This is a genomic window from Aeromonas sp. 95A (genome assembly GCF_051919235.1).
In the GTDB taxonomy this organism is placed as follows: Bacteria; Pseudomonadota; Gammaproteobacteria; order Enterobacterales; family Aeromonadaceae; genus Aeromonas; species Aeromonas veronii.
Window position 1 is genome coordinate 2,462,256 of the sequence record NZ_JBQBFC010000001.1, and the last position, 23,807, is coordinate 2,486,062.

18 protein-coding genes and 1 CRISPR repeat array (1 of these 19 only partly in view) are annotated in these 23,807 nt (G+C 55.5%); of the genes, 17 read left to right on the forward strand and 1 reads right to left on the reverse strand.

Annotation, left to right across the window (positions count from 1 at the left end):
* Nucleotides 1–36: 36 nt before the first annotated feature.
* Nucleotides 37–3,732: a methionine synthase gene (gene metH, locus ACTG2U_RS11100; protein WP_374810512.1), complete on the reverse strand. Its 3,696-nt coding sequence runs from the start codon at nt 3,730–3,732 to the stop codon at nt 37–39.
* Nucleotides 3,733–3,948: 216 nt separating this feature from the next.
* Here metH and ACTG2U_RS11105 point away from each other — a divergent pair, with 216 nt between their 5' ends.
* From ACTG2U_RS11105 to cas2e, 17 genes are all read left to right on the forward strand, one after another.
* Complete coding sequence (locus ACTG2U_RS11105; protein ID WP_021231596.1) at nt 3,949–5,226, forward strand: cation:proton antiporter; 1,278 nt, start codon at nt 3,949–3,951, stop codon at nt 5,224–5,226.
* A 506-nt stretch (nt 5,227–5,732) separates the two neighbouring features.
* Nucleotides 5,733–5,909 carry a hypothetical protein gene (locus ACTG2U_RS11110; RefSeq protein ID WP_005340085.1) on the forward strand — a complete coding sequence of 59 codons (177 nt, stop codon included), beginning with the start codon at nt 5,733–5,735 and terminating at the stop codon, nt 5,907–5,909.
* Nucleotides 5,910–6,063: 154 nt separating this feature from the next.
* Nucleotides 6,064–7,293, forward strand: coding sequence for a tyrosine-type recombinase/integrase (locus ACTG2U_RS11115; RefSeq protein ID WP_270666547.1), 1,230 nt, complete (start codon nt 6,064–6,066; stop codon nt 7,291–7,293).
* Nucleotides 7,294–7,351: 58 nt separating this feature from the next.
* Nucleotides 7,352–8,167 carry a DUF6387 family protein gene (locus ACTG2U_RS11120; RefSeq protein WP_244053678.1) on the forward strand — a complete coding sequence of 272 codons (816 nt, stop codon included), beginning with the start codon at nt 7,352–7,354 and terminating at the stop codon, nt 8,165–8,167.
* 132 nt (nt 8,168–8,299) lie between these two features.
* Nucleotides 8,300–8,485: a helix-turn-helix transcriptional regulator gene (locus tag ACTG2U_RS11125; protein ID WP_081050801.1), complete on the forward strand. Its 186-nt coding sequence runs from the start codon at nt 8,300–8,302 to the stop codon at nt 8,483–8,485.
* Nucleotides 8,485–8,709, forward strand: a complete 225-nt coding sequence (locus ACTG2U_RS11130) for a helix-turn-helix transcriptional regulator (protein WP_335834328.1) — start codon at nt 8,485–8,487, stop codon at nt 8,707–8,709. Before ACTG2U_RS11125 ends, ACTG2U_RS11130 begins: the two co-directional genes overlap by 1 nt.
* Before the next feature lie 276 nt (nt 8,710–8,985).
* Nucleotides 8,986–9,456, forward strand: coding sequence for a YagK/YfjJ domain-containing protein (locus tag ACTG2U_RS11135; protein WP_244059015.1), 471 nt, complete (start codon nt 8,986–8,988; stop codon nt 9,454–9,456).
* A gap of 251 nt (nt 9,457–9,707) precedes the next feature.
* Nucleotides 9,708–10,850, forward strand: a complete 1,143-nt coding sequence (locus ACTG2U_RS11140) for an IS4-like element ISAs18 family transposase (protein WP_041204923.1) — start codon at nt 9,708–9,710, stop codon at nt 10,848–10,850.
* A gap of 681 nt (nt 10,851–11,531) precedes the next feature.
* Nucleotides 11,532–12,518: a helix-turn-helix transcriptional regulator gene (locus tag ACTG2U_RS11145; RefSeq protein ID WP_429014197.1), complete on the forward strand. Its 987-nt coding sequence runs from the start codon at nt 11,532–11,534 to the stop codon at nt 12,516–12,518.
* A 48-nt stretch (nt 12,519–12,566) separates the two neighbouring features.
* Nucleotides 12,567–15,209, forward strand: a complete 2,643-nt coding sequence (gene cas3, locus ACTG2U_RS11150) for a CRISPR-associated helicase Cas3' (RefSeq protein WP_439975122.1) — start codon at nt 12,567–12,569, stop codon at nt 15,207–15,209.
* 3 nt (nt 15,210–15,212) lie between these two features.
* Nucleotides 15,213–16,700, forward strand: coding sequence for a type I-E CRISPR-associated protein Cse1/CasA (casA, locus tag ACTG2U_RS11155; RefSeq protein WP_429014192.1), 1,488 nt, complete (start codon nt 15,213–15,215; stop codon nt 16,698–16,700).
* Nucleotides 16,697–17,221 (forward strand): type I-E CRISPR-associated protein Cse2/CasB, encoded by a 525-nt coding sequence (gene casB / locus ACTG2U_RS11160; protein WP_429014190.1) that lies wholly within the window; start codon nt 16,697–16,699, stop codon nt 17,219–17,221. Before casA ends, casB begins: the two co-directional genes overlap by 4 nt.
* Nucleotides 17,218–17,853: a type I-E CRISPR-associated protein Cas6/Cse3/CasE gene (gene cas6e / locus ACTG2U_RS11165; RefSeq protein WP_429014188.1), complete on the forward strand. Its 636-nt coding sequence runs from the start codon at nt 17,218–17,220 to the stop codon at nt 17,851–17,853. The genes casB and cas6e overlap by 4 nt, the downstream gene beginning before the upstream one ends.
* Nucleotides 17,854–17,865: 12 nt before the next feature.
* Nucleotides 17,866–18,909 (forward strand): type I-E CRISPR-associated protein Cas7/Cse4/CasC, encoded by a 1,044-nt coding sequence (gene cas7e / locus ACTG2U_RS11170; RefSeq protein ID WP_149153715.1) that lies wholly within the window; start codon nt 17,866–17,868, stop codon nt 18,907–18,909.
* 3 nt (nt 18,910–18,912) lie between these two features.
* The gene (cas5e, locus tag ACTG2U_RS11175; RefSeq protein WP_242796933.1) at nt 18,913–19,626 is read left to right on the forward strand and encodes a type I-E CRISPR-associated protein Cas5/CasD; all 714 of its coding nucleotides are present in this window, start codon (nt 18,913–18,915) and stop codon (nt 19,624–19,626) included.
* Nucleotides 19,627–19,629: 3 nt separating this feature from the next.
* Entirely contained in the window at nt 19,630–20,508 is an 879-nt protein-coding gene (cas1e, locus tag ACTG2U_RS11180) for a type I-E CRISPR-associated endonuclease Cas1e (RefSeq protein ID WP_265783909.1), read from the forward strand.
* Nucleotides 20,509–20,536: 28 nt separating this feature from the next.
* Complete coding sequence (gene cas2e / locus ACTG2U_RS11185) at nt 20,537–20,776, forward strand: type I-E CRISPR-associated endoribonuclease Cas2e (protein WP_244054042.1); 240 nt, start codon at nt 20,537–20,539, stop codon at nt 20,774–20,776.
* Nucleotides 20,777–20,827: 51 nt separating this feature from the next.
* A CRISPR array of direct repeats spans nt 20,828–23,807; the repeat unit is 28 nt; unit sequence GTCTTCCCCACGCCCGTGGGGGTGTTTC (it continues 1,691 nt past the right edge of the window).

Below are 23,807 nucleotides of genomic sequence, written 5' to 3' on the forward strand. Positions count from 1 at the left end.
GTTTCTCGTTAAAGATCAACCGATGTCACGCGGGAGTCAGTTCAGGTTTGGCCCCAACCAGCGCTCGGCCTCTGCCAGCGTCATCCCCTTGCGAACAGCGTAATCTTCCACCTGATCGTGCTGGATCTGCGCCACCGCGAAGTATTTGCTCTCGGGATGGGAGAAGTACCAACCCGATACCGCCGCCCCCGGCCACATGGCGTAGGATTCGGTCAGCTGCATGCCGATGGCCTGCTCGACATCCAGCAACTCCCAGATGCTCCCCTTCTCGGTGTGCTCCGGGCAGGCCGGATAACCGGGCGCCGGACGGATGCCCTGATAGTTCTCGCGGATCAGCTCCTCGTTGCTGAGGGCCTCGTCGGGAGCATAACCCCAGTGCACCTTGCGCACCTGCTCGTGCAGGTACTCGGCAAAGGCTTCGGCGAGACGGTCGCACACCGCCTGAATAAGGATGGCGTTGTAGTCATCGTGCTGCGCCTTGTAGGCCTTGGCGATGGCCTCCTCACCGATACCGCCGGTCACCGCGAAGGCACCGATCCAGTCGGGTTTGCCGCTCTCTTTCGGCGCCACATAGTCCGCCAGACAGTAGTTGGGGAAGCCCTGCTTCTCGCTCTGCTGGCGCAGGTGATGCAGCACCTTGATGACCTCGGTGCGCGACTCGTCACTGTAAACTTCGATACTGTCTCCTACCGCGTTGGCCGGGAACAGGCCGATCACCCCGGCGCAGCGCACGCTCTGATCCTTTTCCAGCTGGTCCAGCATGGCGTTGGCGTCGGCAAACAGCTTGGTCGCCTCCTCGCCGATGATCTCGTCCTCGAGGATTCGCGGATACTTGCCCGCCAGCTCCCAGCTGAGGAAGAACGGCGTCCAGTCGATGTAGGGGCGCAGCACCGAAATGGCCACATCTTCGAACTTCTTCACCCCGAGCTCGCGGGGCTTGGGGGGGTGGTAGCCAACCCAATCCAGCTGGTGCCGGTTGGCACGGGCATGGGCCAGACTGACCGGGCGGGAGCGCGGCTGCTTGCGGGCATGCTGATCCCGGGCGATCTCGTACTCCTTGTCGATGCGGGCGACAAACGCCTCCTTGAGATCCGGGCTGAGCAGGCTCTGGGCCACCCCGACCGCACGGGAGGCGTTGGAGACATAGACCACGGGCTCCGAGTAGTTCTGTTCGATCTTCACCGCAGTGTGCGCCTTGGAGGTGGTAGCACCGCCGATCAGCAGCGGCAGCTTGAAGCCCTGACGCTCCATCTCCTTGGCCACGTGCACCATCTCGTCCAGCGACGGGGTGATGAGACCCGACAGCCCGATGATATCGGCGCCGACCTCCCGCGCAGTCTTGAGAATCATCTCGCAGGAGACCATGACCCCGAGGTCGACAATCTCGAAGTTGTTGCACTGCAGCACCACCCCGACGATGTTCTTGCCGATGTCGTGCACATCACCCTTGACGGTGGCCAGCACGATTTTGCCATTGCTGGAGCCGCCCGATTTTTCCGCCTCGATATAGGGCTGCAGATAGGCCACAGCCCGCTTCATCACCCGCGCCGATTTCACCACCTGCGGCAGGAACATCTTGCCCGCCCCGAACAGGTCGCCGACCACGTTCATGCCATCCATCAGCGGCCCTTCGATGACGTGCAGCGGCTTCTCGGCGCCAGCGCGTGCCTCTTCGGTATCCTCTTCGATAAAGTCGGTGATCCCCTTGACCAGCGCGTGCTCCAGCCGCTTGCCCACCGGCCAGCTGCGCCACTCCTGATCCCGCGGATCCTCAGCCTGGGCACCGGCACCACGATACTTCTCGGCGATGGCCAGCAGCTCCTCGGTGGCGTTGTCATTGAGGTTGAGCACCACCGCCTCGACCTTCTCTTTCAGCTCCGCCGGAATGTCTTCATAGATGGCGAGCTGACCGGCGTTGACGATCCCCATGTCCATGCCGTTCTTGATGGCGTGGTAGAGGAAGACGGCGTGAATGGCTTCGCGCACCGGCTCGTTGCCGCGAAACGAAAACGAGACGTTGGAGACGCCGCCGGAGATCATGGCGTGGGGCAGGTGCGTTTTGATGTCCTTCACCGCCTCGATGAAGTCCACCGCGTAGTTGTTGTGCTCGTCGATGCCGGTCGCTACCGCGAAGATATTGGGGTCGAAGATGATGTCTTCCGGCGGGAAACCGACCTGATCCACCAGGATCCGGTAGGCACGCTGGCAGATCTCGAACTTGCGGGCGCGGGTATCGGCTTGACCCGCTTCATCGAACGCCATCACGATGACGGCGGCGCCGTAGCGGCGCAGCAGTTTCGCCTGCTGAATGAACTTCTCCTCCCCCTCTTTCATGGAGATGGAGTTGACCACCGGCTTGCCCTGCACGCACTTGAGGCCCGCTTCCAGCACCTCCCACTTGGAGGAGTCGATCATCACGGGCACCCGGGCGATATCCGGCTCACCGGCGATGAGGTTCAGGAAGCGCACCATGGCCGCTTCGGCGTCCAGCATCCCCTCGTCCATGTTGATGTCGATGATCTGGGCGCCGTTCTCTACCTGCTGCTTGGCAACATCGAGCGCCTCGTCGTAGAGCCCCTCCTTGATCAGCCGCTTGAACTTGGCCGAACCGGTAACGTTGGTGCGCTCACCCACGTTCACGAACATGGACTCGGGGGTGATGATAAGGGGCTCGAGACCCGACAGGCGGCAGGCTACCGGCAGCTCGGGCAGCACACGCGGCTTGATGCCCGCCACGGCATCGGCCATGGCGCGGATATGGGTCGGGGTGGTGCCGCAGCAGCCACCGACCATGTTGAGGAAGCCGCTTTGGGCCCACTCGCGGATATGCTCTGCCATCTCACCCGCATCGAGGTCGTACTCACCGAACGCATTGGGCAGACCGGCGTTGGGGTGGGCACTGACATGGGTCTCGCTGATGCGAGACAACTCCTCCACATACTGGCGCAGCTCATCGGGCCCCAACGCACAGTTGAGGCCAAACGATACCGGTTTGACGTGGCGCAGCGAGTGGTAGAAGGCTTCGGTGGTCTGGCCGGAGAGAGTTCGGCCGGAGGCATCGGTAATGGTGCCGGAGATCATCACCGGCAGGCTGTAGCCCAGCGCCTCGAACACCCCTTCCACCGCGAAGGCGGCGGCCTTGGCGTTGAGGGTATCGAAGATGGTCTCGATCAGGATGATGTCGGCGCCGCCCTCGATCAGGGCATGGGTCGATTCGGTGTAGGCGGCCACCAGCTGGTCATAGGTGACGTTGCGCTTGCCGGGATCGTTCACATCCGGCGAGATGGAGGCGGTGCGGTTGGTGGGGCCCAACACCCCTGCCACGAAACGCGGCTTGGCGGGATCTTTTGCCGTCCACTCGTCTGCCACGGCGCGGGCCAGACGGGCGGCTTCCCGGTTGATCTCGGCGGAAAACTCTTCCATCTCGTAATCGGCCATGGCGATGCGAGTGGCGTTGAAGGTGTTGGTCTCGAGAATGTCGGCTCCGGCAGCGCAATACTGCTCGTGGATCTCGCGGATCACCGCCGGACGAGTCAGCACCAGCAGATCGTTGTTACCCTTGATGTCGGTATGCCAGTCAGCAAACCGCTCACCCCGATAATCCGCCTCACCGAGTTTGTAGCCCTGGATCATGGTGCCCATGGCCCCGTCGATGATCAGGATCCGCTCCCTGAGGCAGGCTTCCAGCTTCTTTGTTACGTCCGACTGCTTGCTCGGCTCTCTGCTCGACATTACGTTCGACACCGCGTGTTCCTCTTACATCCATGCAACTGCGTAAACAGCATCCTAACAGCAAACAAATAAAATGGAAATCTAGCCGTCTATCAGTCCAAATGCGTCACCATATACTCATTTATGGGTAATGAGTAACATAGGGCCCGAGAGTAACCTATGCCCGTCCTGCATAGGGATACGTGCTTGCTGTCTACCAACGAGAAAAAAATAACTATGAGCGTCTACTACACACTCTGTTTTCTGGCAGCGTTGGCGATTTTTATCGCCTTTGCCAACCAGTATGTTGTGAAGATCCAGACCACCATCGCCATCACTGCGGGCTCCATGCTGATCTCCGCACTGCTGGTGCTGTTTGGCAAACTGGGTTGGTTCAACCTGGAACCTCTTGCCGTCAAGACCATGGAGAGCATCGACTTCCAGAACTTCCTGCTGAAGGGGATTCTGGGCTTCCTGCTGTTCGCCGGTGGCCTCGGCATCAACCTCAAGGCGCTGCGTAGCCAGAAGTGGGAGATCACCATTCTGGCCATCATTGCCACCCTGCTCTCCACCTTCCTCATCGGCTACGGCTTCTGGTTTATCGCCAAGCTGCTGGGCTGGGAGTTGCCGCTGGTCTACTGCATGCTGTTCGGCGCGCTGATCTCCCCCACTGACCCGATTGCCGTACTGGCCATCGTCAAGAAGATGAAAGCGCCACCCCAGATCGCCATCCAGATCGAAGGGGAATCCCTGTTCAACGACGGTGTTGGCCTCGTCATCTTCGCCACCGTGTTTGCCGTCGCCTTTGGCGGTGTCGAGCCCACCTTCGGTAGCGTAGCCGGTCTGTTCCTGCACGAAGCCCTCGGCGGCATCCTGTTCGGTGCCGTGCTGGGCCTCATCGCCCACGTGATGATCAGCGCCACCGACGATGGTTCATTGGAGCTGCTGCTGACCCTCTGCATCCCGACCGCCGGCTTCGCCTTTGCCAACATGATCGGCGTCTCCGGCGCACTGGCCATGGTGGTCACCGGCATCATGATCGGCAACTGGACCCGTCACTCCGGCTTCTCCGAGCAGAGCAGCCATCACCTGGATCACTTCTGGGAGTTGATGGACCAGTTCCTCAACGCCCTGCTGTTCCTGCTGATCGGTCTGGCGCTGGTACTGCTGGATCTCGCCTGGCGTGACTGGATCCTGCTGGTCATTGCGGTGCCGCTCTGCCTGGGCGCCCGCTTTATCAGCGTGTCGCTGCCCTATGTGGCTTTCCGCCGATTCCGCAATTACAACACCTTCTCGGTGCGGATCCTCACCTGGGGTGGCCTGCGCGGTGGTCTGGCGATGGCGATGGCACTGGCACTCCCCTCCGGCGTCATGATGATCCCGGAACATGGCGTCGACCTGCGTCAGGTCATCCTGGTGATGACCTACTCGGTGGTGATGTTCTCCATCGTGGTGCAAGGCATGACCATCACCCCGATGATCACGGCTGCCAAAAAGGCCTGTGGCGACTACTGAGTCGGTCCACTGTGCTGATTGCAGAATGAGAGAGGGCTCCCGTCGGGAGCCCTCTTTTTATGGCGGATAGTTGCGAATATTTGCTGCTGATAGCACCTTGATTACACAGAGGAAAAGCGTACTGGCTTCAACATCGGCAAATTATTGTTTGCTTTTTATTCATTTCGAGGAGAGAATGCGCGTCGGCTAGTTAATCAGCCCTGTTTATGTTTACCCTGCAATGCTTCACCTCACGATGAATCCTGCCAGTACCCGCATAACCTTCTTCTGATTTACTCGCCTTGAGAACCGTCAGGCTGTCTGCCTGCGTTGCCCGGCTCTCACGGTGCAGACCCGATCTGCCCACCCAATTTGATTTATGCATCAGCATATTCCTTGAAAGTGCAGACGCCCCTTAACCGGGCTGGGTATTCCTGCGCGCTTGTCGTTCACCCAATCGACCGCGCCCATTGACCTGACATTTGCCAATACAAGGAGCAAACACCTAATTTATATAGAGAAATACCATGATGAAAGCAGTACAAACACACAAGCCCCTGCGTCGCAGCAAGCCCATCAACCTGCCTGTGCAAGAGCACGACAATGATGCGTTTCTGATCCAGTTCAGCACCCGCTTCAGCGGCGGTTTCGCCATCTCCTGTGATGGTATCGCTGGCGAGTTCTCCATCGAAGACCTCAACTGACGTTTCACCTCGTCCAAAGAAAACCCGCCTTGCCTCCTAAAGCCCCATGATATATAAGGCCCAGTGAGAATCATCGTCCTATCTTGTGATGGGTTGTGATATCAGTTAGGGATACATGTGTGGGGTTTTTTATGGGGTTTAGTGGGGTTTTGAAATGGCACTAGGGATCACCTCGCTCAGAAAAATGCTTGGCACCAAGCATGATGGCTCCAAGCCAATCCGGAAGGTTGATCGCGGAGATGGGTTAAATGCGTTCTGGCATCCGAGCGGAAAGGTAAGCTTTGTCTTTCGCTATCGCTTCGATGGCAAAAATCTGGAAGTCACCCTGGGGAAGTTCACCAACAACAACGCAGGGATCGACCTTGAAGAAGCTCGTCGAAAGACAGAACAGTGCAAAGGATGGTTAGCCGCTGGCCACAATCCAGCACTGATGCTCAAACTGGCCAAAGAAGAACGGCTAAAACCAGTGACGGTAAAAGATGCGATTTGTTACTGGCTTGATAACTACGCTGCCCAGAACAGGAAGAACGCCCCAAAAATCAGGCAACTGTTCCAAAAGTGGCTCTTTCCCAAGATAGGCGATCTCCCCCTAGTCGATTGTGAAGCCAGACACTGGCTGGTGGTCTTTGATGCATGCAACAAGCAGGCGCCTGTTTCTGCTGGTATGCTCTTCCAGATCTCAAAACAAGCACTGAAGTATTGCCGTGTTCGGCGCTATGCATTCTCTGACGCACTCAATGACCTGACCATTGCGGATGTAGGTAAACGAGGTGGGAAAAAGGATCGTGTTCTAAGCCTCACGGAAATCCACACTCTCATGGAGTGGATAAAAAGCCCCTCCTCCAACTCCTACTATCGTGCACTATCGCTCTTGCTACTGACTTTTGGCGCGAGAACGGGAGAAGTACGGGAATCTCATATCACGGAGTGGGACTTGTCCGCTGGGATATGGACTGTTCCAATCGAACACTCAAAAACAAATCACAAGATTGTTCGCGCCATACCAGAACAGATCAAACCAGTGATAGCCGAACTAATCGCTCAAGCGAAACAGAACAAAACCCACTATCTCCTCGGCTCGCTGAAGAAACTGAATACAGTGTCCACCTATGGCCATAAATTATCCGTGCGGCTTGGTCACACCCCCTTTTGGACCTTTCACGACCTGCGACGCTCTCTAGCCACCCATCTCACTGCAGCAGGCATTGCGCCCCATGTTATCGAGATCATCTCGGGCCATAGCCTTAAAGGTGTAATGAGCCACTACATCCATGATCATCGCCTGTCAGAACAGAAAGTTGCGCTGGAACTATGGCAGTCAATGATCTGGGATTGTCCCACCAGCGATAATGTCACCCCCCTTCGCCATGCAGGTAGACAGTAACTGGCTGTATATAAATTCAACAGCTTTCATCGCGCTATTTATATTAAAGGGCTCATCTATGGCGACAAGAAAAGAACGAACCCGCCGCCCCCCAACGTGGTTCAAACTAGATTCATACGCGGATTTACTAGAAATAACAAACAACCAACTATGTGAAGAAACCTTTTACAGAGCCTATAAGTTGACGCATTTTTGCGATCTATCAAATCTGATTACACGATTAGCCTCTGGTCAGATTCGTTTGCTGCATGAGCCACGAAGCCGAGTTTTTGCAGCACAATCTGATGCTCAGCTGCCATCGTCGCAATCAATCCGTCCCATCTCGATTATGGCGTTAAGCGATCTGCATCAACTGATCGAAAAACAATTTCCTACAACGATTCAGGATGAAAAAGATAGGTTTGCTAACAGGGAGCCCGCGTTGGTTAACCTGCATGCCAGTGTCGCGGCTGCAATGCCACATCATGTAACACAGGTGCTGAATGACATTGATCTCAGCGCAGCAGATGAGGATATTCTTGCCGACCTGAAGGCATTACTCCCCATATGGCGGGAACAACTAGGTTGTCCACAGCCAAATCAATCTAAGCGCAACAGCATCATCAAGAACATCATTGAACAAAGCATCATTCCAATGCTGGATTTGATGCTCTGGGCTCGCCATAACGGCTTCCAGTACACGGATGATCAATTAGCCGACATCCTGTATCCCAGCCACCTGGGCAATCCAGACAATCCGATAACAGCCAAACACATCAGTGATACTCGGCGGCCAAATGCACTTAAATTTGCTGAACATGACTATCAAGCTGCCATCAGAAGATGGTGTGATCAGGGACATGGAACTAAGATTGTCAAACATGAATTGAGTTAAAACAGTAAGTTACAAATCTGCTGCTCACTTTTAAACCAACTTCCCGAAATTTTATCTGTCTGTTTTTCGGAGGTGTAAAAAATCCGTCTCGCTAACATTGCCTCTATCAAATCAAACGAGACGAGGTGAGCAATGATTTCTCAAAAAATCCTATCCATTACAGCAGTTTGTGAACTTGTCGGACGCAATCGCCGAACCCTGTGGGCATGGGTTCGCGATGGCGTGTTCCCTGAACCGATTAAGGTTCACGGTAAAACCGTAGGGTGGCCTGAATCGGTTTACCAGAAATGGGTAGCAGAGCTGATGGAGGGGCAATAATGGCTAGAGCTCCGTTTAGCTATCGCAGTTTAGCCGCAGCAGATAGCGGCACGCTGCAACCAATACTCAAGCATAAAGATCTACAAAGAGTACTGGGATGCTCAAGAACGACGATCTATCGCTGGATCGAATTATCAAAACTTCCCGCACCGCTTAAGCATAACAACGGGCGGATCATGGGATGGACTAGGCAGCAGATTGAAGCTTGGTTAACGGCACACTGAAGCCACAATAGGAGGCAATCGCCTCCTTTATTTGGCACTTAATGTAACGAACTGGAACATTAAAGCCGTTTTTTCTGAATCAGAAAACGCCACAGAAAAGCTGTCCGACCATCAATGACGGGGGGTAGCTGTCTTCGGTATTAACCCGAACCGCTAGGATATTAATAATATATGCCCAATATTAATAATAACTCGTCTTTAACATTGCCCCTCAACTATGAGTATCAAGGCCATGCTTGGGCCGTAATCAATCACATCCATATCAGGCGAGAGATCATGGATGGCATTTTTCGATTACTAGAAAAGTTCTTCAGCAAAACCAGCAAGCTTACCGCCATTCGTATGGAGCTAAAAATGAAGCAAGGGACAATAGACAACCGGCCAATCAGCCATTTCTTCAAACAGCTTAAACCCAAACTGATCCGACATTATGGTCCCTGCTACCACGGCTATATCTGGGTCAGAGAGACAGCAAGGTCAAAAGCCCAGCACTACCACCTGGCACTGCTACTAGATGGGCAAAAGGTTAAACACTCAGACAATGTTTACCGTTTAGCCAAAGCGGAATGGACATATGGTTATCTTTCACTACCTGAAAATCCGTTTTATCACGTTCACCATGACCGTCTAGACGAGCATCGTCTGCTGATCTACCGCTTGAGTTATTTGGCCAAAGCAGAAACCAAAGGAGATCGGCCACCAGCCGTCAAGGATTACCAGATTAGCCGCAGCATCAGGATACAGTAAATAATGAAAAGCCGAATTTATGCACCAAGAATACCAAATCGTATTAGGAAACCGAGAGAAATGGGGTTATGTGAACGCAAGGTATTCTGGCGTTACCATCAAGAGAACTTTGCCACTCTGGTGCTGCTGCAAGGTATTAGTATAAAGACGTATGCCGAACCTTAACCATCCCCTCATATGAGCGAGGCGTGGCGCGGCTTCTGAGGTATGATCGCCATCCTTGACCAGCTAATACCCAACAGACTATCCCCATGTTTAACCACGAACTAATCCTCAACCACATCGACGATATATTTGGACAGGACATGCATGCTAAGCGTGTTCTTTCCCTCGCCAATGCTACCCTCGGGGTTATCGAGTCAGGTTCACTGGCCATCCACGCCATCGGTAGTGGCCTCTCCTTGGCCAACGGTCTCGAACGTAAACATGCGGTTAAACAGGTGGATCGCCTGCTCACTAACACCAAGCTCAATGTCTGGAGCCTCTTTGACGATTGGGTGCCCTATGTGGTCGGTGAACGTACCGAGATCGTAGTCTCCATGGACTGGACCGAATTCGATGCCGATGATCACAGTACCTTGGTTATCAGCCTGCAAACCAACCACGGTCGCAGTACTCCGCTGCTGTGGAAAACCCATCGGAAATCGTTGCTCAAAGGGCAACGCAATGCCCATGAGAAAGAGCTGCTCACCAAGCTCAAGCAGACGTTGCCAGAGGGTATCTTCGTGACGGTAGTAGCTGACCGCGGCTTTGGTTACATGGAGCTGTTCGAACGCCTGGAGCAAGAGCTAGGCTTTGCTTATCTCATTAGATTTAAAGGAAATGTTTTGGTTGGTTACCCTGGTGTAGAGCAGGTTCCAGCTCGGGACTGGCTAACGCCGACCGGGCGCACCCGAACCCTCAAAGCGGTGGAGCTAACTGGGCAGCGACAGCCTGTCGAACGGGTCTATTGTTGTCATAAGAGTGGCATGAAAGACGCGTGGTTTCTGGCCAGTAACCGGACCGACCTGAGCGCCGCCAAGGCGTTGCAACTATACGGCCAGCGCTGGGGTATCGAGACCAGTTTTCGTGATATCAAAGATTACAAATTCGGCATGGGTATGGGAGATGTGCACATCAGTAATCCGGTCCGGCGCGACCGACTGTTTTTATTCAGTGCCCTGGCCATCGTCTTGCTGACGCTGCTGGGTAAGGCTGGAGACAGTGTCGGTCTAGAGAGAACGATCAAGGTCAATACCAGCAAGAGCCGAACCTATTCGTTCTTTCGGCAAGGGGTCATCTATTACCAGTTGTTACCTAAAATGAAAGAAGCCAATGCGGTCTTGTTGATGGATAAATTTATCTACTACCTGAAGCAACACCGCTTATATACCCGCACACTTGGAATTATTTGAGTCTCTAAAAATGAGGGGATCTCTGAGATGCCGAACTATACCGTCTCGACGTACGCCTGACATATGTGAAATTCCAACCGCTGGGGGCCGCCACTCTGAGGCGCAGGTTTTGGGAACAACAACGCCAGCAGTTTCAGGCTGAACGAGCCCAGACTGGCATTACCGTTGAGGCATATATCCAGGCCCATAAACTGCAACATAAGACAGCTAGGCTTGAGTTGAACCGCCAACCGATGGGTGAAAAGTGGGCCATACACTGCCGCCGTTACGAGTGGCAGTACGATAGCAGAGGAATCACCATTGCCCAGTATGCGGTAGAGAACAATTTGAATCCCTCCACCGCCCGGCGCTACATACGAAAAAAACGATCATTTTCAGGCCATCGCAAGGTCTGAAAAACCATGTAAAAAATTACCACTATAAAAAATATTAATATATTTCAAAGTGTTAATAGCGTGCTCAACGATCGCTTTTCAATGCCCCGATCCCTCAGTGATCACTAAAACGATCCTTTCCCTCTCGCACATGCCTTAGCTCTAGCTCTCTCGAGAGAGCCTTTCGCAATGACAGCATAGAGTTCGATATCGCCGTATCTAGTAATGACATATGTGAGACTCGATAGGGTTTTGTTTCCATTGAGGTGATAGCCTAGTCAATATTTATCAATCCGTTAACGACGAGATGGAACAACTTAACCGAGCCCTTGCCTTACACCAGTTACTATTGGACTTCCGTTACCCTGTTCCACGCTCCGTCATACTCGAACGACTTGCGTGCTCAGCCAGCACCTTCAAACGGCTACTGGAATTGTTGAGAGACCGCTATCAGGCTCCGATCATCTGGGATCCGATCGCCCGAGGTTATCGTTACGATACCGATGATGGCCGATTTGCCTTGCCAGGTGTCTGGCTTACCGAATCAGAAGCCTTCGCCCTGTTGATGGCCAATCGCCTGCTACAAGATGTGCAGCCCGGCCTACACCAACAAGGACTAGCCCAACTGCAGGACCGTATCGGTACATTACTTGGTCCCCAGTGGCAGAGTCAGGCAGACCGGCTGCGAGTTGAGAGCATAGGGCGCCAGTATGTAGCACCTGAACTATTCCTGCCGCTGGTGCAGGCCATGTTTGCCAGGCGCCAACTCCAATTCCACTATAGTGCCACCTCGCATCAGGCCGAAATCCGGCACATCTCTCCCCAGCGCCTGTGCTGGTATCGGGACAACTGGTACTTGCTCGCCTGGTGCCACGAACGAAAGGCACTCCGAATCTTCGCTTTGAGCCGCATTGCCGACCCCCTTGAACTTGATGAGGTCGCCTACGACTGCGAAACGCAGGAGCTGGATGCACTCTTCTCCAACGGCTATGGCATCTTCACAGGCAACACCATGCAGCAAGCCGAGTTGCGCTTTGATCCAAGCGCGGCCCCTTGGGTCAGAGATGTGCAGTGGCATCGCGATCAAATCCAGACTCTAGAGCAGAGCGGCCATATTCGCTTGAGCTTCCCCTATGCCGACCAACGCGAACTGGTGCGCGACCTGATGCGCTTTAGCGGTGAGCTCGAAGTACTGGCACCACCGGAACTACGTCACCGCGTGATAGCAGCCATGAACGCGGGATTAAAAAAACATGGAGCAACCACATCAGTAGCCCAGCCGGTGAGCCAGTGAGAGGAAGATAATGGCCAACGTGATGAAACAAAGGGCGGCAGCAATATGATGAACCGAAGACGAAAAACGACGGACACGGAGTCAGAAATCACAGCAGTCCCCTTTGAATTGTGCCCGGCCAAGACCTACCAAGATCGGCAAGGCGAACCCCATTTGGGCCGGAGTGTGTTTAACCACTGTCAGATAGTGGGGGAAACTGCACGGGCTTTGCTGGATCGCATGCCAACGACGATTCGACAGGCCCTCTTTCCACAAGGGAGCGCCCTACAGGCCGCCCTTCACGACATCGGTAAGATCAGCCCCGTATTTTTCCTCAAATTACAGTGTGCGGTGGAGGGGGAGCACTCTTCTTGGCTGCAACGAATGCCTCAGTTCAGAGCAATACAGGAACGTGACTGGGGTGGTCATGCCGGTGTCAGTGAGCTGGCCCTCGCCGCAATCACAGACAACCCGTTTGTTCCTCGAGTCGCCGGGCAGCACCACGGTTTTAATCCGCCTGATACGATGTTAAGCGCCAGTGCCGAGCAGCTTGGTGGGAAATCCTGGCAAGCAGAACGGTGCAGGCTGGTGGAGGAGTTACAACGGGTTATGGGGGAAGAAATCCCCACTATCACGACGCCGGAACAAGCAAGACTATTGGCAGGGCTGACCACTGTGGCAGATTGGATTGGCTCTGGTCATCACTTTGAAGACCCAACAATCCCCTGGCAGCCAAGAATAGAACAAGCATTGGATGATGCTGGGTTTGTCTTGCCCCAGGTGCGTAAAGGGCTGGCCTTTGGTGATATTTTTAGGACTGAGGATGGGACACCTTATCAACCCAATGAACCTCAACAGCTTCTCCACCAGCATATCCAGGGAGTAGGTGTCTATGTGCTTGAGGCGCCAATGGGGCTCGGCAAGACCGAGGCCGCACTCTATGCAGCCTATAAAATGTTGGAAGAAGGCAAGGCCACGGGCATTTATTTTGCTCTACCCACTCAACTGACATCCAACAAGCTGTTAGACCGCTTCAATGACTACCTCAAGCAGATCCTGACCGAAGAGAGTCCACACCGTCACTCCCTACTACTTCATGGCAGTGCCTGGTTGATCAATCAGGCGTTGGGAGAAGAGGGCAAACCCGGCCGTAGCTGGTTTGACAGTGCGAAGCGTGGTTTGCTGGCACCGTTTGCCGTGGGCACCCTCGATCAGGCATTGATGGCCGCCATGAACGTCAAGCACGGTTTTGTCAGGGCTTTTGGCCTAGCGGGTAAGGTGGTGATCCTCGATGAGGTGCACAGTTACGATGCCTACACGAGTGTGATCCTCGACGAGCTGATCCATCTACTTCGAACCCTGCACTGCATCGTAATTATTCTCAGCGCCACTCTGAGTCAGGCTCGCCGCAGCGAGCTGCTCGGGCAGCCGACACAGCAAGACTCCTACCCTCTCATATCCGTATCAACGGGTATCACGCCATCACTGCTGCAAGAGCTGGCGGTAACACCAGAGGAATCCCGCTCAGTTCATCTGCAATGCAAACCCATGGCAGACCAGAGTGTGTTAGAGGAAGCGCTCATGCGAGCGACCCAGGGCCAGCAGGTGCTTTGGATTGAAAATACGGTGGCTGAGGCACAGGAACGTTATCTCGATCTCGCTGCCAGAGCACAGGAAGTGGGAGTGGCCTGTGGTTTACTGCACTCTCGCTTTACCGCACGGCATCGGCAAAACAATGAGACACATTGGGTTAGCTGCTATGGCAAGGCGGGCAGAGCAGCCCGTGAGAAGCAAGGCCGCATCTTGATCGGCACTCAGGTACTGGAGCAATCTCTTGATATCGACGCCGACTTTCTGGTCAGCCGCATGGCGCCCACCGATATGTTGTTTCAGCGTCTTGGCCGTCTCTGGCGTCATGAACAAACCCCCAGACCCACCAATGCCCGCAGAGAAGCCTGGCTCCTTACCCCTGACCTCGATGCTGCGCGCCAAGACCCCTATCAGGCCTTTGGCGCCACAGCCCACGTTTATTCCCCTTATTTGCTCTGCCGCTCTTTGGAGGTTTGGCTTGTCCAGGTAAGGGAGGGGGCAGTCTCCTTACCCGAGCATATCCGCACGCTGGTGGAACTCACCTATCAGGATCGCAGCGAAGATGACGTGATGGCTCGCTGGAAACGAGAGCTCTTTGACGGCTCTCGCCTGCGTAAAGGGGTCAACGGTCTTCGGCAACTTGCACGGCTTACGCTCTCCAAAGGGGGCAAGACCCTACCCGAGGCCAAAGCGCAAACCCGCTATAGCGAGCAGGAGAGTGGTGATTTGCTGCTCCTGTCTGAACTGTCTCTGGACAACCACGACCAGGCCACACTCCTGACTTTTCTCGACGGTGAGCAGGTTGTTATTCCATGGCATACCCATCGCCTTACCCCAACAGAGTGGCGAGGCCGCGCGGCACAGGTGACCCAGCATCTGGTCAGCTGCCGTTTAAGCCAACTGCCTCGGCCACCAGCACGGCTCTGGTGTCAAAAAGCCGGTTTGGGCAATGTGCTCTATCTCGGTCATCCGGATGATGATGACGCCGCTATATCTATTGCCCTGGTCACTACAGATCATCAACTGCATGCCGTCGATGGTTGCTCACTCCCCTTAAGCGATCGCCTCTCTTATCGCTATCGGGATGACATGGGTCTCACCATTACCAAATACAAGGAGTAAGCCTTGGAACATCGCTTCAATCTGATCGACGAACCCTGGATCCCGGTAGCCGACAAGGGACGGGTCGGGCTCAAGGATATCTTCACCCACCCCGAATACCGAACTCTGGGTGGTAATCCGGTGCAAAAGGCCGCCATTCTGAAGCTGCTGCAAGCTATCACCCAAGCCGCTGCTACCCCACAAGATATGGAGGCGTGGCAACAACTAGGTTGGCAAGGAATGGCAGACAGAGCCTGCAGCTATCTGGCCCAGTGGCACGATCGCTTCTATCTCTACGGCCCGGAACCCTTTCTTCAAATGCCTGCCATTGCCAAAGCTGCCATCAAGAGTTTCGGCACCGTGCTGCCCGATGTAGCGACCGGCAATACCACTGTGTTGACCCAAACCCAAGCAGAGCAGCCGCTCGATGATGGCGAGCGGGCCCTGCTACTAATCACCCAGATGGGTTTTGCGCTGGGCGGCAAGAAAGTTGATAACAGCGTGACATTAAGCCCTGGCTATCAGGGGAAGACTAAATCAGGAAAACCAGGCCCTGCTGTTGCCCATATGGGATTACTGCACAACTACTTTCTCGGCCCAACCTTGCTGGAGAGCATCTGGCTAAATCTCTTTACCGAGGCGGAGATCGCCGATCTCACCCTGTATCCGCTTGGCTTAGGTACGCCCCCATGGGAACAGATGCCAGAGGGAGAGGATTGCAACATAGCACAGCAGCTTAAAGGCTCCTTGATGGGGCGGTTGCTACCATTGTGCCGCTTTTGTCTGCTAACCAACGAAGGCTTGCACTACTCCGAGGGGATTGCTCACGGTAATTACAAGGACGGTGTTTTCGACCCCTCAGTGGCTATAGATATCAGCGGCAAGGAACCCAAAGTACGCTGGGCCGATCCCGAGCGCCGCCCTTGGAGGGAACTCACCAGCCTGCTTAGCTTTATCAGACCGGGAGGAAAATCGTTCGACTGTCATCAACTCAGGTTGGCATTTGCCAAAGTCAGACGACAACAGGCACCTTTTGCAGTCTGGTCAGGAGGGTTGAAGGTCAGAAATGATTCAGGTGAACAGAGCCCTAAAGGCTCAGACGATATGGTGGAGTCGCTTTGCTGGTTTTCTCCCAATAATGTTAACGAGCTCTGGTTTAGCCATTTCCAAACCGAAATCGGCAAGTTAGATGAGCTGGCGGATACCCTCGATGACAGCGTGATTAACTACTACAAGACAAAGTCAGCGGCTAATAAAAAGCCCACTAGCTTGGAGAAAGCACTTGCCAAACAGGCAAATAACCTCTTCTGGCAGCTCTGCGAGCGCCAGAGCCAGGCCCTGATCGATGGCTGTGATGAGGTAACAGCTCGCCAACAACTGCGCCGCCAATTTGCCCGCTACACCACCCAGGTATTTGACCAGTTTTGCCCCCATCAAACGGCTCGGCAGATGGATGCCTGGGCCAAAACCAAGCCAAACCTCTCCGCCTATTTGCAACAGGAGCAACCATGAGTACGCAACCGCAAGCGTCACAGAGTCGCGAGGTGGATTTTGTCGCATACCTCTGTCAGCGCTGCCAAAAAGACAAGGGATTTGCCGCCCGGCTGCGCCGTGCCGATAACCCCACCACCGAGTATCAAAGTTGGGACACCCTGGCCGCCTTCGGGATCAATCTGGAGTGGGCCGAAGAGCGCCAGCCATTTGCTCTGATTGCCGCAGCCGTGGCACGCAGTGATCAGGCATGTAATGGTGCCTTGCCACTGGGGCAGGCGATAGCCCTCGCGTTTAGCGAAGGACGCGAGAGCGATCAAGCCAAAGCCAGGCTACGCCGCCTGCTTGCCTGTGACGATACCGAAGAGGTATGCCGCATTTTGCGGCCGTTGTTGACGTTGATCCGTAGCCGGGTCAAGCAACCCCTAGATTACGCGGCACTGCTGGTGGACTTACGCTGGTTTCATCGCAGTGCAGATCGCGCCAAAGCACGTTGGGCTCAACAGTTCTACGGCTGGCAGGAAAAGGAGATAACAGCATGACCCTCTATGCCAGTGTGTTACGCCTAGATCGGGCCACAGTGAGAGCGCTGCGAGTGACCGACCTCTACTCACTGCACCGGGTGGTTTACGGACTGTTTGAGGATGTTCGTTCAGAAGCACAAAAGCAGGCCAGCGTACCAAGCGGAATTCAATGGGTCGATAAAGGAGGTGATCACCTTTGTCGCCAGATCTTGCTGCTTTCGGACCGTCGTCCTCAAACCGGTGAATATGGTGAAGTTGAATCACGCTCTCTGCCTGACGATTTTCTATCGCACCGCCACTACCGCTTTACCGTCACAGTCTCTCCGACCAGACGAGATAACCAGAGCCGTCAACTCAAGCCAGTGAAAGGACGCGAGGCCATTGCCGACTGGTTTATCGAGCGCGCAGCTACAAACTGGGGCTTTTGCATAGACCCTGCACGTCTTCAGATCGATGACGTGAGAGTGGCCCAATTCAAGGGCAAAGCTGAGCGAACCATCACACTGCAGCAGGCAACCCTGAGCGGTTATCTCACCGTGACCGACCCCGAACGTTTCGCCCTGAGCGTGGCCAGCGGGCTGGGCCGTGGCCGCGCCTTTGGCTGTGGCCTGCTGCAAGTCGTTCCCCTTATCGAACAACCCCTCTTCTGACAAGGAATCATCATGAATAACGCGCTGAAAAATACCCGTATCGAGTTTCACATCCTCCAGTCTTTTCCCGTTACGTGTCTGAACCGTGATGATGTAGGAGCCCCCAAAACGGCAGTCGTAGGTGGCGTAACCCGCGCCAGGGTCAGCTCCCAATGCTGGAAGCGTCAGGTGCGTTTGGCCCTGCAAGAGTTTGGCGTCAAGCTGGGTATTCGTACCAAAAAGGTCGCCGAACTTGTCACTGAGCATTGCATCAAACTGGGTGCAGCACAGGAACCTGCCCAGCTGTGTGCAAGTAAGATAGCCGAGCTGCTGGCCGACGATACTTTGCTGTTTATCAGCGACAGTGAGGCCGAAGCCTTTGCTGGCTATGCCAAAGAGCAGCAGTTCGACGCAAGCAAGATCAAAGATAAAGAGCTGGCAAAGCTTGCTAAAAAAAGCCTCAACCCAGCCCTGGATGCGCTCGATATCGCTCTCTTTGGTCGCATGGTCGCCAAGGCAGCAGACATGAATGTCGAAGCAGCCGCCTCTTTCAGCCACGCCATCTCAACCCACAAGGTGGCCAATGAAGTGGAATTCTTCACTGCGCTCGATGATCGGCAAGAAGAACCCGGTTCGGCCCACATGGGGAGCCTGGAATTTAACTCCGCCACCTACTACCGCTATATCAGTCTGGATCTGGGTCAACTCGCCGACACCATGGGTGGGGATGAACTAAATAAAGAACAGTTGAAGCAGGCCATTGCCGCCTTTACCAAGGCGCTGTTTGTCGCGGTTCCCGCTGCTCGTCAGACTACCCAATCCGGAGCCAGTCCATGGGAGTTTGCCAAAGTGTTGGTTCGTAAGGGACAGCGCTTGCAGGTGCCATTTGATGAGCCAGTCAAAGCCGCTGGCCATGGCTTTTTACTCCCCAGCGTGAAAGCCCTCAAAGGCTATATCTCCAAGAAAGAGGCGCTCACCGGCAGCCTGTTTGGCAAGCTGGGAGATTACGAGTGGGGTGAGGACGAGACATTCAGTTTGGATCACCTGATCGCTAAGCTGCAAAGCCATGTGGAGTAAGTCATGAGTCAACCCTACCTGTTGCTATGGCTGGAGGGGCCACTACAAAGCTGGGGGCACGATTCCCGCTTTGGACGACGTGAGACCCTGCACTTTCCGACCAAGTCCGGGGTCCTCGGGATGGTCTGTGCTGCCCTTGGGGCTGGTGGCCCCCAGACATCCCTGCTCGCCCGATTTGCCGATCTCGATATGCAGGTCCACAGCTTTGCTCGTCGTCACAAGAACAGTGAGCTAGTTCCCCGTGAGCCCTTATTGCGCGATTTTCATATGGTGGGCAGTGGCTACGATGACAAGGACCCTTGGCAGAGTCTACTGATCCCAAAAACCAGTGAAGGAAAGAAAGCGGTGGGAGGAGGCACAAAGATGACCTACCGCTACTACCTGCAAGATCAGGCGTTTGCCGTACTGCTCCAGGTCCCTGATGACCTGTTAACCGAGGTCGCCCAGGCTTTGCAAAATCCGGTCTGGGATCTCTCCCTTGGCAGGAAAACCTGCGTACCCACCGAGTTCATCTTTCAGGGACAGTTTGCCAACCGGGGTAACGCACTGGCTGCAGCCCTCAATTTGGCCGAACAGAAGCAACGAACCCGGGACTTTATGGTGATCCAGGGCGCCACTGAAGGGGGTGAGCTACTGACATTAAACGATGTTCCGCTGCAATTTGGTCAGCATAAGCGTTATCGGGATCGGCAGGTGACGCTGATAAACGAGGGCTAAACCATGGGTGGTGGTCAACGTCTATTCGTCAAGATCACCCGGGAGTCCCTGCCGCAGGTCAAGGATAAATACCCCTTTATCTACCTAGAGCGGGGGCGCCTCGAGATTGACGACAGCAGTCTAAAGTGGCTCGATGCCGAAGGCCAGGTCGTACGTCTGCCGGTAGCTACTCTCAATGCCATCTTGCTAGGCCCTGGCACCAGCCTGACTCATGAGGCAGTCAAGACTGCTGCGGCAGCCAACTGTGCTATCTGCTGGGTGGGGGAAGATAGTCTGCTCTTCTACGCGGCAGGTTTTTTACCCACAGCCAATACCCGCAACCTCAATCACCAGATGCGGCTAGCCTGCAATAAAAAGTCATCCCTCGAGGTAGCTCGCCGCATGTTTGCCTATCGCTTTCCCGACGCAGACCTGGCTGGTAAGAGTCTTAAGGAAATGATGGGCATGGAAGGTAGCCGGGTGCGCGCGCTCTATCAGCAAAAGGCCCAACAATATGGGGTCGGTTGGAAAGGGCGTAAGTATACTCCCGGTAAAATGGACCTCAGTGATACCACAAATCGGGTACTGACCTCCGCTAACGCAGCTCTCTATGGCATCCTCTGCTCCGCACTCCATGCCATGGGCTACTCCCCTCATATGGGGTTTATCCACTCGGGCAGTCCGCTGCCCTTTGTTTACGATCTAGCCGATCTCTACAAAGAGAACCTCTGCATCGATCTCGCCTTTTCCCTGACGCGTGAGATGGCGGGGCGTTATGAAAAGGCTCTGGTTTCATCTCGCTTTCGAGAGCGGGTGATCGCGCTGGATCTGCTCGCTATTTTGGCCAGAGATATACCGCCGTTACTTGGAGGGGCAAGCACTGATGCTGATAGTACTGGCTAATGATTTGCCCCCTGCGGTACGAGGACGAATGAAACTCTGGTTTATCGAGCCGAGGCCCAACGTCTTTGTCTCTGGCATTAAAGACTCGGTCGCTGACACAGTGATCGAATACCTCTACCTGCACTGTACACCGGCAGCTGGTGTGGTGATATTCAAGAGCATCGCCAAAACACCGGGCTATCAGATCCGTACCATAGGCTCACCGACCAAGATGCTCTGTGAGATAAACGGCCTGCAGTTGGTGGTAGAAAAGCTACTCGACCAGTAAGACAACCACAATCTGTAGCTGGCTTGGCGCGATCTTTAACAATATATTGGTGTCTTCCCCACGCCCGTGGGGGTGTTTCCTGTCCGTTGTTGGTGCCCATTACTCTCGTCATTGTCTTCCCCACGCCCGTGGGGGTGTTTCCAGGTAGGTAAAGTGATAGCCGTTCTCCTCAGAGTCTTCCCCACGCCCGTGGGGGTGTTTCTGAAACATAACCTGCCGGGCATCATGTCCCGGCGTCTTCCCCACGCCCGTGGGGGTGTTTCTCCTTCTTCCACTTGGTGAGTCGTGCGGAGCGGGTCTTCCCCACGCCCGTGGGGGTGTTTCCGGGCAAGGGCATTGGAGTTTCCTCACGGTTCAGTCTTCCCCACGCCCGTGGGGGTGTTTCTGCAACAGGTTGGATAAGGAGGCCACCGCGAAGGTCTTCCCCACGCCCGTGGGGGTGTTTCATACCAGCTCGGCTCTGGCGGCGGTCTGGTTGCGTCTTCCCCACGCCCGTGGGGGTGTTTCTAAATAGGGAGTTGCCATCACGACCTCACACAGGGTCTTCCCCACGCCCGTGGGGGTGTTTCAGCACTTAACCTCACCAGCTGTAGAACCAACAGGTCTTCCCCACGCCCGTGGGGGTGTTTCCATATCCGGTATCCTTCAGCCGCTCATGAGTTCGTCTTCCCCACGCCCGTGGGGGTGTTTCTTATGAAGAGGTGTGACCATGGCTTACTGGCCTGTCTTCCCCACGCCCGTGGGGGTGTTTCCTGTTTCGTCATCTTCGATAAGGACAGCCTCGGGTCTTCCCCACGCCCGTGGGGGTGTTTCCGGCGTTGGGAAGCCGTCATCGGTTATCCCGCCAGTCTTCCCCACGCCCGTGGGGGTGTTTCCCTTCGCAACAAGAAGACTGCCAAGCTCCTGCAGTCTTCCCCACGCCCGTGGGGGTGTTTCTAGAACGGACTCAGTGAGCGAAGCGAGCGTGGTGTCTTCCCCACGCCCGTGGGGGTGTTTCTTGACGGTGCCACTGTTGCGCCAGCTGAGCACCGTCTTCCCCACGCCCGTGGGGGTGTTTCTGATTGCTGCCTGTTCGTGGCGGATGTCTGTCTGTCTTCCCCACGCCCGTGGGGGTGTTTCCCAGGCGAGCAGGACGAGGGAGAGTTGCTGCATCGTCTTCCCCACGCCCGTGGGGGTGTTTCCTGGGCGCCGGTGTCCTTGTCGCCCATGGCGCGGTCTTCCCCACGCCCGTGGGGGTGTTTCTGATCTGTGGTCAAGCGTGAAAGCCGGTAAGTTGTCTTCCCCACGCCCGTGGGGGTGTTTCTACGACCTGACGAAGACAGGGATGATTATTGCCAGTCTTCCCCACGCCCGTGGGGGTGTTTCCTCGGGGCCGTTGATGCCAAGAGCCGGCAGATAGTCTTCCCCACGCCCGTGGGGGTGTTTCCTCCGAGAGCAGGCGATCGATGCCAGAGAGAAAGTCTTCCCCACGCCCGTGGGGGTGTTTCCTGGATGACCTCTGATGGCCTTGTTCCCTGCGAGTCTTCCCCACGCCCGTGGGGGTGTTTCTCGCGCTGTGCGTGAAGCTATTAGGGCTTTATGGTCTTCCCCACGCCCGTGGGGGTGTTTCTTCGGATATCCCCATGGATCCGAATCGCCTTGAGTCTTCCCCACGCCCGTGGGGGTGTTTCCAAAGATGGGACGTTCGGTCTTACTCTCAGGTGGTCTTCCCCACGCCCGTGGGGGTGTTTCCAGCGGCACCGAGAGCGGCAGCATCAGTACCAGGTCTTCCCCACGCCCGTGGGGGTGTTTCTATTGCCGTTCCGCCGAGCTGGTATGTAATGCCGTCTTCCCCACGCCCGTGGGGGTGTTTCTGGCAATCCCGCCCCTTATTTCACTCGTACTGAGTCTTCCCCACGCCCGTGGGGGTGTTTCTGACCGTTGATGGCGCCAAGGCGGTGCTGGCGGGTCTTCCCCACGCCCGTGGGGGTGTTTCCACCGTGGTACGCATGGAGAATGGCCAAATGGCGTCTTCCCCACGCCCGTGGGGGTGTTTCCGCGTAGTCGCTCCCCTGCCCTTGCTGGCCTGCGTCTTCCCCACGCCCGTGGGGGTGTTTCTGGCCATCTGGCGGAGGGCCTCATACTCTTCGTGTCTTCCCCACGCCCGTGGGGGTGTTTCTTTGTCCGCTTGAGCCTCAGGGCTGAACGGGGTGTCTTCCCCACGCCCGTGGGGGTGTTTCCATCCTGACCGGTTCGCTCTGGTTTATCGATAAGTCTTCCCCACGCCCGTGGGGGTGTTTCCCGCGGCGAAGTATTCGAGTTGGGCTTTGCTTGGTCTTCCCCACGCCCGTGGGGGTGTTTCCCAGCGGGGGAGGGCAACTTGCTGTTGAGGCTGGTCTTCCCCACGCCCGTGGGGGTGTTTCCTGGAGATCTTCTTTGATGAGCTCAACCACCAAGTCTTCCCCACGCCCGTGGGGGTGTTTCTACCGACTTTGCCCCCATCAACCCCAACAACGGGTCTTCCCCACGCCCGTGGGGGTGTTTCCGCCGCAGCGCCGCACCGGCTCTCAAGGTTTGAGTCTTCCCCACGCCCGTGGGGGTGTTTCTGGAACGTAACATAACAAAAAACTTTATATTTCGTCTTCCCCACGCCCGTGGGGGTGTTTCTTGAGCACCAGCGCCAGCTCGCCTTTGCTCGGGGTCTTCCCCACGCCCGTGGGGGTGTTTCTTGAACATATTCACAATCAATCAGGTGGGGGGCGTCTTCCCCACGCCCGTGGGGGTGTTTCCGGACACGAAACCGTGTTCGAGGATATCAACGGGTCTTCCCCACGCCCGTGGGGGTGTTTCTGAGCCTAGATTTGAAAAGCCCGGTTTGCTGATGTCTTCCCCACGCCCGTGGGGGTGTTTCTACGGAACCAGGCCGCTGCTCGAACAACGGGTGGTCTTCCCCACGCCCGTGGGGGTGTTTCCTGGATTGCCCGACCTGACCCGTGGTTCACCGCGTCTTCCCCACGCCCGTGGGGGTGTTTCTTTGTTCTTATGTCAGAGC

Bases quoted from the DNA above. Each gene is read 5' to 3' on its own strand.
- cas7e (WP_149153715.1), top strand. From the start codon at position 17,866: ATGAATAACGCGCTGAAAAATACCCGTATCGAGTTTCACATCCTCCAG.
- cas5e (WP_242796933.1), top strand. From the start codon at position 18,913: ATGAGTCAACCCTACCTGTTGCTATGGCTGGAGGGGCCACTACAAAGC.
- ACTG2U_RS11140 (WP_041204923.1), top strand. From the start codon at position 9,708: ATGTTTAACCACGAACTAATCCTCAACCACATCGACGATATATTTGGA.
- cas1e (WP_265783909.1), top strand. From the start codon at position 19,630: ATGGGTGGTGGTCAACGTCTATTCGTCAAGATCACCCGGGAGTCCCTG.
- ACTG2U_RS11130 (WP_335834328.1), top strand. From the start codon at position 8,485: ATGGCTAGAGCTCCGTTTAGCTATCGCAGTTTAGCCGCAGCAGATAGC.
- ACTG2U_RS11125 (WP_081050801.1), top strand. From the start codon at position 8,300: ATGATTTCTCAAAAAATCCTATCCATTACAGCAGTTTGTGAACTTGTC.
- ACTG2U_RS11120 (WP_244053678.1), top strand. From the start codon at position 7,352: ATGGCGACAAGAAAAGAACGAACCCGCCGCCCCCCAACGTGGTTCAAA.
- metH (WP_374810512.1), bottom strand. From the start codon at position 3,732: ATGTCGAGCAGAGAGCCGAGCAAGCAGTCGGACGTAACAAAGAAGCTG.
- cas3 (WP_439975122.1), top strand. From the start codon at position 12,567: ATGAACCGAAGACGAAAAACGACGGACACGGAGTCAGAAATCACAGCA.
- ACTG2U_RS11135 (WP_244059015.1), top strand. From the start codon at position 8,986: ATGGATGGCATTTTTCGATTACTAGAAAAGTTCTTCAGCAAAACCAGC.
- cas2e (WP_244054042.1), top strand. From the start codon at position 20,537: ATGAAACTCTGGTTTATCGAGCCGAGGCCCAACGTCTTTGTCTCTGGC.
- casB (WP_429014190.1), top strand. From the start codon at position 16,697: ATGAGTACGCAACCGCAAGCGTCACAGAGTCGCGAGGTGGATTTTGTC.
- cas6e (WP_429014188.1), top strand. From the start codon at position 17,218: ATGACCCTCTATGCCAGTGTGTTACGCCTAGATCGGGCCACAGTGAGA.
- ACTG2U_RS11105 (WP_021231596.1), top strand. From the start codon at position 3,949: ATGAGCGTCTACTACACACTCTGTTTTCTGGCAGCGTTGGCGATTTTT.
- ACTG2U_RS11145 (WP_429014197.1), top strand. From the start codon at position 11,532: ATGGAACAACTTAACCGAGCCCTTGCCTTACACCAGTTACTATTGGAC.
- ACTG2U_RS11110 (WP_005340085.1), top strand. From the start codon at position 5,733: ATGATGAAAGCAGTACAAACACACAAGCCCCTGCGTCGCAGCAAGCCC.
- ACTG2U_RS11115 (WP_270666547.1), top strand. From the start codon at position 6,064: ATGGCACTAGGGATCACCTCGCTCAGAAAAATGCTTGGCACCAAGCAT.